The organism is Streptomyces anandii JCM 4720 (genome assembly GCF_014650655.1).
GTDB classification, from domain to species: Bacteria; Actinomycetota; Actinomycetes; order Streptomycetales; family Streptomycetaceae; genus Streptomyces; species Streptomyces anandii.
Map to the genome: position 1 here is coordinate 216,179 of NZ_BMVJ01000001.1, position 11,437 is coordinate 227,615.

General features: G+C 72.1%; 12 protein-coding genes and 1 tRNA gene. 5 read left to right on the forward strand and 8 right to left on the reverse strand.

Annotated features, from left to right (window positions below):
* The first annotated feature begins 58 nt into the window (after positions 1-58).
* The 3 genes from IE249_RS00960 to IE249_RS00970 all read left to right on the forward strand — a co-directional run bounded on the left by IE249_RS00960 (position 59) and on the right by IE249_RS00970 (position 5,119).
* A complete protein-coding gene (locus tag IE249_RS00960; RefSeq protein ID WP_229857152.1) occupies positions 59-2,473 on the forward strand; it encodes a transglycosylase domain-containing protein in 2,415 nt (804 codons plus the stop codon).
* 67 nt (positions 2,474-2,540) lie between these two features.
* Entirely contained in the window at positions 2,541-3,827 is a 1,287-nt protein-coding gene (locus IE249_RS00965; RefSeq protein WP_189702829.1) for a hypothetical protein, read from the forward strand.
* Positions 3,828-4,003: 176 nt separating this feature from the next.
* A complete protein-coding gene (locus IE249_RS00970) occupies positions 4,004-5,119 on the forward strand; it encodes an amidase domain-containing protein (RefSeq protein WP_229857341.1) in 1,116 nt (371 codons plus the stop codon).
* A gap of 33 nt (positions 5,120-5,152) precedes the next feature.
* Here the strand turns inward: IE249_RS00970 and IE249_RS00975 are convergent, their stop codons facing one another.
* The 5 genes from IE249_RS00975 to IE249_RS00995 form a co-directional block, all read right to left on the reverse strand.
* Complete coding sequence (locus IE249_RS00975) at positions 5,153-6,583, reverse strand: hypothetical protein (protein WP_373304317.1); 1,431 nt, start codon at positions 6,581-6,583, stop codon at positions 5,153-5,155.
* Positions 6,584-6,657: 74 nt separating this feature from the next.
* Positions 6,658-7,365: a DUF4097 family beta strand repeat-containing protein gene (locus IE249_RS00980; protein ID WP_189703204.1), complete on the reverse strand. Its 708-nt coding sequence runs from the start codon at positions 7,363-7,365 to the stop codon at positions 6,658-6,660.
* Positions 7,366-7,653: 288 nt separating this feature from the next.
* Positions 7,654-7,728: transfer RNA gene (locus IE249_RS00985), tRNA-Val, on the reverse strand.
* A complete protein-coding gene (locus IE249_RS00990; protein WP_189702831.1) occupies positions 7,719-8,117 on the reverse strand; it encodes a DUF952 domain-containing protein in 399 nt (132 codons plus the stop codon). The genes IE249_RS00985 and IE249_RS00990 overlap by 10 nt, the downstream gene beginning before the upstream one ends.
* Complete coding sequence (locus tag IE249_RS00995) at positions 8,114-8,464, reverse strand: DUF8825 domain-containing protein (protein ID WP_189702832.1); 351 nt, start codon at positions 8,462-8,464, stop codon at positions 8,114-8,116. The genes IE249_RS00990 and IE249_RS00995 overlap by 4 nt, the downstream gene beginning before the upstream one ends.
* Before the next feature lie 122 nt (positions 8,465-8,586).
* On the opposite strand from IE249_RS00995, the gene IE249_RS01000 reads away from it, so the two are divergent.
* Positions 8,587-9,099 carry a GNAT family N-acetyltransferase gene (locus IE249_RS01000; RefSeq protein ID WP_189702833.1) on the forward strand — a complete coding sequence of 171 codons (513 nt, stop codon included), beginning with the start codon at positions 8,587-8,589 and terminating at the stop codon, positions 9,097-9,099.
* 2 nt (positions 9,100-9,101) lie between these two features.
* On the opposite strand, the gene IE249_RS01005 is transcribed toward IE249_RS01000, so the two are convergent.
* Entirely contained in the window at positions 9,102-9,872 is a 771-nt protein-coding gene (locus IE249_RS01005; RefSeq protein ID WP_189702834.1) for an MBL fold metallo-hydrolase, read from the reverse strand.
* A 64-nt stretch (positions 9,873-9,936) separates the two neighbouring features.
* Here IE249_RS01005 and IE249_RS01010 point away from each other — a divergent pair, with 64 nt between their 5' ends.
* Complete coding sequence (locus IE249_RS01010) at positions 9,937-10,161, forward strand: DUF2277 domain-containing protein (protein ID WP_189702835.1); 225 nt, start codon at positions 9,937-9,939, stop codon at positions 10,159-10,161.
* A 43-nt stretch (positions 10,162-10,204) separates the two neighbouring features.
* Here IE249_RS01010 and IE249_RS01015 read toward each other — a convergent pair whose 3' ends face one another.
* Positions 10,205-10,840: a DedA family protein gene (locus IE249_RS01015; protein WP_189702836.1), complete on the reverse strand. Its 636-nt coding sequence runs from the start codon at positions 10,838-10,840 to the stop codon at positions 10,205-10,207.
* Between the two features lie 135 nt (positions 10,841-10,975).
* Positions 10,976-11,437: DoxX family protein (locus tag IE249_RS01020; RefSeq protein WP_189702837.1), on the reverse strand; the 462-nt coding region annotated here is incomplete at its 5' end.

An 11,437-nucleotide genomic window follows, 5' to 3' on the forward strand; every position in this document is an offset into this window, starting at 1 on the left:
CCGCTCGGCGCCCAGGCGCGCACCCGATACCGGTCCGCCGCCACGTGCGGACGAGACCATGCAGCTCAACGTCGACGCCCTGCGGGAGCGCAACCGCGAGCTCAGCCGTGACCGCGACCGCGAGCTCGGCGGCGATCGCGACCGCGAGCTCGGCCGCGACGGGGAGCGGACCGAGCGGCAGACGGCCGGTGCCCCGCCCCGGCCCGACGAGACGATGCAGCTCAATGTCGACGCCCTGCGCAGGCAGCGGAAGTCCGCCGAGGCGGGTGGGCCCGCCGGCGACCCCGAGCCGCACGAGACCATGCAACTGCGCGTCTTCCGGCCGAAGCCGGGCCCCAAGCCCGGTGGCGCGGGCGACGGCAGGCAGGCCGGCCGCCGCGCCGGCCGCCGCAAGCCGCGCAGCCGCCCCGCCCTGCCCCCGTGGCTCGCCCGGCTCACCGCCGCCACCGCGAGCCGCCTTGCCCCGCTGCTGCGCCGCCTGGCGCCCCTGGCCGCCCTCCTCGCGCCCTACGCCCGCAAGCTGAAACCGGTCTACCCGCGCCCCGGCCGCACCGGCTGGCGCCGCTGGATACCCTCCTGGCGGCAATGGATAGGCGCCACCTTCTCCGCCTTCGGCCTCACCGGAGTGTTCCTGGTCGTCGCCTACGCCGCCACGGACATACCGTCCAACCTCAACACGTACGCCACCCAGCAGGACAACGTGTACTTCTGGTCGGACGGCACCCCGATGGCCCGCACCGGCTGGGTGCAGCGCCAGGCCATGCCGCTGAAGGACATACCCGAGGACGTCCGCTGGGCCGTCCTCGCCGCCGAGAACGAGAGCTTCTACAGCGACCCCGGCATCTCCTTCAAGGGCATCAGCCGCGCCCTGTGGCGCACGGTCGGCGAGGGCGACACCCAGGGCGGCTCCACCATCACCCAGCAGTACGTCAAGAACGTCTACCTGACCCAGAACCAGACGGTCAGCCGCAAGTTCACCGAGGCGATGATCGCCCTCAAGCTCGACAACCGCATGAGCAAGGACAAGATCCTCGAGGGCTACCTCAACACCAGCTGGTTCGGCCGCGGCACCTACGGCATCCAGCGCGCCGCCCAGGCCTACTACGGCAAGGACGTCAGCCAGCTCAACGCCAGCGAGGCCGCCTTCCTCGCCTCCCTGCTCAAGGGCGCCGGCCTCTACGACCCCACGCTCAACCAGGCCAACCACCACCGCGCCGAGGAGCGCTGGAAGTGGATCCTCGACCGCATGGTCAAGATCGGCAAGCTGTCGCCCGCCGAGCGCGCCAAGTTCAGGACCTTCCCCGAGCCGCTCAAGCGCAACCCGCTCTACGACACCGGCCAGCAGAGCGACTACCTGGTCGAACTCGCCTCCCAGTACGCCAAGAAGGCCGGGCACATCTCCGACCGGGACTTCGACATGGGCGGCTACCAGATCTACACGACCTTCGACCGCAAGCGGGAGAGCACCCTCACCGACGCGGTCACCAAGGCCCGCAAGAAGGCCAAGTCCACCGACGCGGCGGCCGCGAAGACCGCGCACTACGGGGCCGCCTCGGTGGCCGCCGACGGCCGTATCCTCGCCGTCTACGGCGGTCCCGACCACCGCACACAGGGCTACAACGAGTCCAACGCCTCCACCGTGCCCGCCGGTTCGGCCTTCCAGCCCTTCGTGTACGCGGCCGGGCTCGAGTACGGCGTCACCAAGCGCCGCGACGTGGCCCGGGAGCCGGTCACCCCCGAGACCCTCTACAACGGCGACGACGCCGTGCCCGTCACCACCCCCGAGGGCCCCTACTGGGACCGCAGCGGCCGCAAGGTCGCCGCCCACAACGACGGCAAGAAGTCCTGGGGGCAGATCAGTCTGCGCAAGGCGCTCGCCGAGTCCGTGAACACCCCGTTCATGCAGCTCGGCATGGACACCGGCCTGGACAAGGTCAAACAGACCGCCACCGCGGCCGGACTGCTGCCCTCCACCATGGGCCCGCAGGTCCCCGCGCTGTCCCTGGGCAGCTCCACCCCCAGCGCCATCCGCATGGCCAACGGCTACGCCACCTTCGCCGCCGGCGGCATGCACACCGAGCCGTACTCGGTGCGCCGCATCACCCGCAACGGCTCCGCCGTGCGCCTGGACGACCCGGTCCGCGACCGCGCGGTCACCGCCCAGGTGGCCCAGCAGGTCACCGAGGCCCTCGGCGACGCCTTCCGCGGCGCCCACCCGGCCGCCGTGCCCGCCGCGAACTCCGTCCCCGGCACCACCGCCGGGCCCACCGTGGCGGGCAAGGCCGGCGGCACCGAGGACGACACGGCCGCCTGGTACGTCGGCACCGCCAAGTCGGTGTCCACGGCCGTCGTGGTCTACCGCAGGGACCTCGCCAAGAGCCTCGAACCGCTCCCGCTGAAGGGACTGGCCGGCACCGGCCCCGACAACGTTCCCTACGGCATCTGGGCCCGCGCCATGGACCCACTCGGCTGACCGAAGGCGGCCCGGGGGCCGCACCGCACCCGCACCCGCACCGACCACCACCCAATGTGAGCCGCCCATGAAGCCGACACCCGGCCGCCGACGCAAGGCCCGCGCGCGCCGCCGCACCACCCGCCCCGAGTTCGTGACCCTGGCCGCCCTGCTGGTCGTCGCGTCCGTCGTGGCGGGCTTCCTGGCGCTGACCCGCCCCGACTCCACCGCGCCGACCGCCTCCGCCGGCTCCAAGAGCGGCGCCAAGAACCCCGGCGCCAAGGCCACCACCGAGCCCAAGTGGGACGGCAAGACCCATGTGCTCGGCGACGGCTCCACCTCGTACACCGGGCCGCAGAAGGGCGAGTTGAAGCCCGTACCCCTCAAGCCGGGTGAAAAGCCCCCGCAGTTCGTGGTCTTCTCCTGGGACGGCGCCCTCGAGGGCAGCGACCACCTCTTCTCGCACTACCGGGAGCTGGCCAAGGAGTACAACGCCCACATGACCTTCTTCCTCACGGGCATCTACCTGCTGCCCAAGGACAAGAAGACCCTCTACCACCCGCCCATGCACTCCCCGGGCGCCGCCGCCATCGACTACGCCACCGACGAGCACATACGCGACACCCTGGAACAGCTCCGCCTCGCCTACGACCAGGGCAACGAGATAGGCACCCACTTCAACGGCCACTTCTGCGGCGCCAAGGGCGGCGGCGACTGGAGCGTCGAGGAGTGGAAGAGCGAGATCGACCAGTTCTACTCGTTCGTGGAGAAGTGGAAGACCAACACCGGCTTCACCGACATACCCCCGCTGCCCTTCGACTTCCGCAAGGAGGTCACCGGCGGACGCGCCCCCTGTCTCGAGGGCCAGCCCAACCTGCTGAAGGCCATCAAGAGTTACGGCTGGCGCTACGACGCCTCCTCGCCCGGCGACTTCCAGATCTGGCCCAGCAAGAAGAACGGCATCTGGGACTTCCCGCTGCAGATGCTCCCCTACGAGGACGGCAAGTACCAAGGCCTGTCCATGGACTTCAACTTCCTCTACAACCAGTCCGGCGGCGAGACCAAGGGCGACCCCGCCAAGTACCCCCAGTGGGAACAGCAGACCGTCGCCTCCTACATGGCCGGCTTCAACCGCGCCTACTACGGCAGCCGCGCGCCCCTGTTCATCGGCAACCACTTCGAGGACTGGAACGGCGGCATCTACATGAAGTCCATCGACCAGGTCATCAAGAGCGTATGCACCAAAAAGGGCGTCAAATGCGTGTCGTTCAAGGAACTCGCCGACTGGATGGACGTGCAGAAGCCCGAGACGCTCCAAGCCCTGCGCAGCCTCGACCCGGCGCAGTCCCCGGACTGGTCCACGGTGGTCAAGTGACGCCTATAACCCCTTGATTCCACTTCTGCACACCCTCTTCACAACCGGCGCTCCCGTCATGCGAAGATGCGACTGCCCGGTAGGTGTACCGGCGTAGAGGGGAACGAAGATTGAAATCAAGAAAACTGAGCCGTAAGCGGCGCCGCGTCACCATAGTGTCGGCGGCCGCCGCCTCGCTGGTGGCCGGCGTGGCCCTCGTGCCCAACTGGAGCGCGGGCGCGGCCGTCACCGACGACCCGACGGTGGACGCGGCGACCAAGGCCACCTTCCAGAAACTCGCCGACGCGGTCTTCACCGACCGCACCCAGGCGCTGGTCGACGACAGCAGCGGGAAGAAGGACCGGCACCGGCACACCTCCGGCTTCTCCGGCAAGGTGCGGCTGTCCGGCACCCAGAACCGCCAGGAGAGCTCCGCGCTCTCCCAGCTGCGCGGCCGCAAGTCCCGCCTCGCCCAGCTCGGCGAGAAGTACAGCGCGGGCAGCACCACCGTCACGCTGGACGCCACCCAGGTCAAGGGCCGCAACGCCAAGGTCGCCGTCACCGAGAGCACGACCCTGACCTACGAGAAGGTCCGGGGCAACGAGCCCAAGACCACCGGCTTCCAGGCCCACCACGAGCTGTCGTTCCGGGCCGACGACCACGGCACCTGGCAGCTGACCGGCATCCGCGACACCGACGACGGCGTGGCCGTCAACCAGGTCGCCGCGCCGGCCCCCGCCGTCGCCGCCACCGGCAGCGACGACAACCCGCCGGAGGCACCCCGCGCGTCCACCGCGCGCAACGCCCCCGCGAACACGAAGAACACCACTTCCGGCACGTACGACTACAAAGCCATGGTCGCGTACGCGCAGAAGTACTGGAACAACTACAACCCGGACTACCCGGACTTCAACGGGCAGGGAGCCGGCGGCGACTGCACCAACTTCGTCAGCCAGACCCTGAAGGCCGGTGGCTGGAAGCACGTGCCCGGCTACACGTACGACTTCCACAAGTGGTTCGGGAACGCGGACATCCAGTCCGACTCGTTCGTCGGTGTGAACGAGTTCTCCTGGTTCGCCCTGTCCTCCAAGCGCGTCACCCCGCTCGCCTACGTCTACCAGGCGGACATCGGTGACGTGATCCAGATGGACTTCAACAAGGACGGGTCCAAGGACCACACCATGGTCGTCACCTACCGCAGCCCCCAGGGCGTGCCGTACGTGTCGTACCACTCCACCAACACCTACAACAGGTCGGTGGCGAGCCTCATCGCGTCGTACCCCAACGCCGCGTACTACGCCTACCGCACCTGATCGCGGACACCGGGCGGGCGGGGAACGGGTCCTTCAGTGACTGGTTCCCCGCTCCTCGCGGATCCGCGACACCACCCGGGCCGCCGTCTCCCGCACCGCACCGGTCTCCGTCAGGAAGTGCCAGTAGTCCGGGTGGCGGCCCTCCAGAGCGGCGACCGCCCGCTCCAGCCGCGCCACCGCCTCGTCCAGCGGACGGGCGTGGCGCGGATCCGGCGTCGTACGCCCCGTCATCGCCAGCCGCTGCGCGTCCCGCACCGCGAACCGCGTCCGCTCGATCTCCGTCTGCGGATCCTTCTGCACCGCGTTCAGCCGCGCGAGGCGATCCCCGGCCGCCGACACCGCCTCGTCCGTCATGTTCAGCAGCGCCCGCACCGTCGACAGCAACGCCGTCGCGTCCGGCCAGCGCTGCGCGTCCCGCGCCGCCTGCGCGTCCCTCAGCTTCGCCTCCGCCTGCCGCACACTCTCCGCGGCCTGCTCCGGCACCTGCTGCAGATCCTGCCAGCACGCGGCCGTGAACCGCCGCCGCAGCTCACTGAGGACCGGCTCCACCTGGCCCGCCCGCGTGGTCAGCGCCTGCGCCCTGGTCCGCAGCGACACCAGCCGGTGATCGACCTCCGCCGCCCGCTCCGGCAGCCGCGCGGCCTCCGCCCGCACCGCCTCCGCCTCCCGCGCCACCCGCTCGGCGCGCTCCAGCGTCGGCCGCGCGCCGTGCTGCGCCGCGCCCTGGTTCAGCTTCGTCAGCTCCGGCGCCAGCGCGGCGAGCCGGGCCGCCAGATCGTCCGCCCGCAGCCCCGAACCCCGCGCCGTGTCCAGCGCCCCGCTCGCCGCGCGCAGCGCCTGACGCGCCCGCTCCACGGCCGGTGCCAGCCGCGCCAGTTCGGTCTCCGCCTTGCCCAGCAGCGGACCCAGACCGCTGCTGAAACGGTCCAGCTCACGCCGGACGTTCTCCAGCTCGTCCTTCGCCCGCGTCAGCTCCGTGCGCGACCGCGCCGCCGCCGACGCGTCCAGGTCGTCCCGGTCCAGGTCCTGCGCGTCCACCGCCTGGATGTAGCCCTGGCTGACCTCGTCGATCCGCCGGCCCAGCGCCTCGAAGTCCGCCAGCGCGCGCCGCGCGGCCGGGGAGTCGTCCACCGCCGCGATCGTCTCCATCGAGATCCGCAGATCGCGCTGGGCGGTGTCCAGCTCGTAGAACGCGGCGGCCGCCGCGTCCTTCGCCGCCTGCGCCTGCGCACGCTCACTCTCCGCCCGGCCGCCGAACCAGCGCCGCGTCCCGCCCCCGGCGAAGGCGGCGGGCAGCGCGAGCGCCACCAGCACGGGCAGGCCCATCAGCGCCAGGACGTCCCGCGCGGGGTGAGGGCCGCGAGCCCGGGGGCGGGTCCGGGGCCGCCGTGCGAACGGCGAGTGCGGCTGCCGAGGTGTCGCCGATGCCGCGCGGATCGCCGAAGTCGCCGGTGTGGCCGTCACATCCCTCTCCCGTACCGTGGTCCGCCTGCGTGGAATTCATTCTCCCACCCGTACAGGACGAACACACGGGCCGGTCAGTTCGCCGTACGCACCGTGACCGCACCGTCGTCCGTGCGCGCCGACACCACATGGGCGCTGGAGTCGTCGCGCGGCACCGACACGTCCACCGAGCCGTCGCCCGTGCTCGTCGTCACCCTGTACGCCGCACGCGGCAGGGCGAGGCTCACGGAACCGTCGGAGGACCGCGTGTCCACCAGGTCCGGCACCGCACCCAACTCCAGCCGCACCGCCCCGTCCACGGTGGTCGCCCGCACCCGCCGCGAGGACACCTCCGCGCGCACCGAGCCGTCCTGCGAGCGCAGCTCCAGCGGCCCGGTGGAGTCGGTGACGTGCACCGACCCGTCGGCCGTACGCACGCTCAGCGCGTCCCTGAACCCCCGCGCCACCACGCTCCCGTCCTCGTCCTCCACCTTCACCACGACCCCGCGCGGGACCTCGATCCGGTGCTTGGCCGAGCAGTCGGCGACGATTCCCGAGCACTTCACCCGCAGCACCAGCCGGTCGTCCTTCATCGCCCAGGTCACCTTGGGATCACCCCCGACGACCACCGACCCCTCGAACCACCGGGTCACCTCGACGCTCCCCGCCTTGTTCCCGTCGGCCGCGACGATCTCCAGCGCCGAGTCGTCCGAGTCCACGGTCAGCGTGTGCCCCCGCAGCGCGAACGCCCGGTGCTCGGGATCCTTGTCGTCCCCGGCCGAAGCCCCGCACCCGGTGAGCATGGCCACCAGCACCCCGGCCACTCCCACAACGCCGACAACGCGCCCCGCACCCCGACGCCCCACAACGACCTCCCCGTCCACCGGCCCACTCCGGCTCCGCACACGAACCACTCCGGCCCGCACACCAACGACCCTAGAAAGACCGCCACCCAGAAAGAATCCGGCTCGCTACCGGACGGGGGGTGGGGCTGTCCCCCGCAAGGGAGGGGACACGCGGCACGACGAAGGCCCAGGCGGCGGGTGCATCCCGCGGACCTGGGCCCTGTCTTCGTCCTGCACTGCTGCGACTGGTGGGCGCGGACGGTTTCGAACCGCCGACATCCTGCTTGTAAGGCAGGCGCTCTACCCCTGAGCTACGCACCCGGGACGAGCCGACAGCCTACCTTGCCGGGGGGAGTGTCCCGCAAACCCGTTGCCTGGTTGTTCTGGTCGAAGTGGATCTCTTGGATGCTGGTCACGGCGTCGCGGTCGAGAGGGCCGTAGAGGTGGGGGAAGGGGGTGCCCGCGGGGACGCCGGGCGGTGGGGTGGGAGTGGCAGGTTCCCACTTCAGGGGGGCGGTGAGGCGGGTTTCGTCGAGGACGAGGGCCAGGAGGGGGCGGGGGGCGGTGCGGTAGAAGGCGTTGACCACCGCGAGGGTGGTCGGTTCGTCCGGGGAGCAGTGCACGAAGCCGTCGTCCGCGAGGGAGGCGGGGGCGTAGGGGCGGTCGGGGGTGGCGGTCCACTCCGCGAGCGGTACCACGTGGTAGATCATGCGTCCTCGTCCTTGCTCTCCGGTGCCTCGTGGGCGTGCTTCAGCCGGCTGCGGGCGTCGATGCCGTCCGGGCCGGTGAACTGCGACCAGTATCGGTGCGTGGTGACGAACACCGCGAGTTCGTGCTCGCGGCGGCGCAGTTTTTCCACCTCGGCCTGTTCGTCGGCGGTCCAGCCCGGTGAGGCCGGCCGCTCCACCTTGCGCCAGCCGCCCTCGTCGCTGAATCCTTCCAGCGGTACGACCGCCCAGGGCAGCCGCTTGAGCAGGGCCGACAGCTCGGCCCGGACCTGATGCAGCTCCTCCTGACCGGCGAGGAGGTCACTAGGGAAGTCATAGGGCGTAGCCACGGCCCAATGGTACGCCTGTTCGATTTTGGGGCGCGACTCGCTTTGGCGTGTTCGTGTGTTCGAGCGGGGTCCCGCCCGTGGACCCCAGCGGCGTTGTCGGACCCCTGCCCTACGGTGGCGGCATGGATGAGGTGGCGAGGAGTGACGTACGGCTGGAGCCCTGGGCGGAGGGCGACTTCTGGCTGCTCGAGCTGCACAACAGCCCGGAGATGACCGCCCACCTCGGCGGTCCGGAGGCCGAGGAGCAGCTGGTGGCGCGGCACCGGCGGTATCTGGAGCTGAGCGCGGGGCGGATGTACCGGGTGGTGCTCGCGGGCGGCGGGGAGACCGCGGGGACCATCGGGTTCTGGGAGCGCGAGTGGCGCGGCGGGACGGTGTGGGAGACCGGGTGGGGGATATCGCCCGCCTTCCAGGGGCGGGGGCTGGCCGTCCGGGCGGCCCGGGCGCTCGTGGCCGAGGCGCGGGCCGCCGGCGTGCACCGGTATCTGCACGCGTATCCGGGCGTCGGGCACGCGGCCTCCAACGCGGTGTGCCGGCGGGCCGGGTTCACCCTGCTGGGGCCGGTCGACTTCGAGTATCCGAAGGGGCACTGGATCACTTCGAACGACTGGATGACCGACCTCGAGGGCCGCTGAGTTCACAGGGAGACGGACGCGCCCGGCGACAGCAGGTGCAGGCGGTCGGTGAGGGCCGCCCCGGCGAACGCCTTCGCCAGGCTCGCGCCGTCCTCGGTGAAGTGCGCCCAGTGCTCGAAGTGCAGGGGTACGACATGGCGGGCGCCGAGGATTCCGGCCGCCTCGGCCGCCTGCTCGCTGGTGAGGGTGAGCGGGGCGTCCGGGACGAGCGGGGTGCGGGCGGCACCGGCGAACAGCAGGGCGATGTCGAACGGCCCCTCGCGGCCGGCGATCTCGCGGACCAGGCCGAGGGAGGCGTTGTCGCCGCTGACGTAGATCCTGGGCAGGCCGTCGCCGGACAGGACGAAACCGGTGACCTCGCCGACGAGGGGCTCGGACCCCGGCGGCCCGTGCAGCGCCGGCACGGCGGTGACCCGCAGGGCGCCGCCGCCGGGGAGGGGGAGTTCGGTGCGCTCCCAGGGGGGCAGGGCGCGGACGGGGCCGCCGATGCGGGACGCGGCGGCGGGCGTGGAGAGGACGAGAGGGGCGCGCTCGAGGTACGTACGGCCGGAGCGGTCGAGGTTGTCGGGGTGCTGGTCGTGGGAGAGGAGTACGGCGTCGACCGCGCCCACCCCGGTGGGCGGCAGGGCCGGGCCGGCCGTCTTGACCAGCTCCCGCGAGCCGATCGGATAGGCGCCGGGGGCGTCGAAGGTCGGGTCGGTGAGCAGGCGCAGCCCGGCCAGTTCGAGGACGGCGGTGGGGCCGCCGAGGTAGGTGACGTGCACTGGGGTCATGGCCGGTGCAAGAGGAGCCGGAGCGGAGCTATTCCCTCCGGGGAGGACGGGAGAGACTGGGAGCATGTGCCGGAGCATCAAGACACTGCGTCCGCCCGCGTTGCCCGAGGAGGCGACCGAGGAGGAGATCCGCGCGGCGGCCTTGCAGTTCGTGCGGAAGGTCTCGGGGTTCCGGGCGCCGGCCGCGCACAACCGGGAGGTCTTCGACCACGCCGTCGAGGTGATCGCGGGTGCCACCGCCGAGCTGCTGGACGGACTGGAGGTGCGGGGCCGGACCGCCGCGCGGTAGACGGGCTGACCGGCGGACGGGACACAACCGGGCGGGCGCGGGCCTACGAGGCCTCCGGGATCTTCCGGGTGCGGCGCATGAGGTACGCGGCTCCCGCGCCCGCCGCGAACAGCGCGCCCACGGACACGCCCGTCGCCAGCCAGGCCGCGCCCAGCCACCGGGTGGCGTAGTAGCCGAGGGCCACGCTGTACGCGGCCCACGACAGCCCGGCCAGCGCCGACCAGGGCAGGAACTCGCGCACGCGGCGGTGGGTTGCGCCCGCGCCGAAGGAGACGACCGAGCGCCCGGCGGGCGCGAAGCGGGCCAGTACCACCAGTGCGCCGCCCCCTCGGGACAGGGCGGTGCCGAGTCGTTCCTGCGCGGTGCTCAGCCGGCGTGAGCGGGCGATCGCGCGGTCCAGCCGCTCGCCGCCGCGCCGGGCCACCCGGTAGGCGACGAGGTCGCCGAGCACCGAGGCCGTGGCCGCGCACAGGGTGAGCGCCAGGATGTCGGGGACGCCGTGGGGGACCTGGCCGGTGGCCGCGCCGGTGCCGGCGGCCGCCGCCGTGGCCGCGGTCACGACCAGGACGCCGCTCGGCAGCACCGGCAGGAACACGTCGAGCAGGACGGACAGCGCCACCACGACGTAGATCCACGGAGTGGCGGTGAGCGACCCCACCTTCGCCACACTCTCCAGCACCGCGAACTCCCCTGACTCCCCCGTGTACCGGCCGGGCCGCGACGTCGCGGGGGAGCGGCAGGGGCGGCTGTGAACAGCCATACAGCGTACGCCGTAGGTGTGACAGAAGGTGCGGCGGGGGCACAAGTGTTCCGATCAGGCGGTCGCGGGCGTCCGCTGCTCGGTCGTGCGGCCGCGCTCGGCCGAGCGCCGGGCGGAGTTCCCGGCCAGCAGGCCGTCGAGGCCGAAGGCGCCGTGGCCGGTGAAGACCAGCAGCAGGAAGGCCCAGCAGAACAGCACCGACAGCTCGCCGCCGTTCTGGATCGGCCACAGGGCCGCCCGCTGGTGGACGTCGAAGTAGGCGTACGCCATGGATCCGGAGGCGACGAGCGCGGCGGGCCGGGTGGCCAGGCCGAGCAGGACGAACGCGCCGGCGGCGAGCTGGATCACGGCCGCGTACCAGCCGGGCCAGGTGCCGGCCGGGAGGGTGCCGCCGTGGGTGCCCATCGCGCCGCCGAGCACGCCGAAGAGCGAGGCGGCGCCGTGGCAGGCGAACAGCAGGCCCACGACGACGCGGAAGAGGCCGAGGGCGTGGGGGCGGGCGGAGTCGAGCCGCCG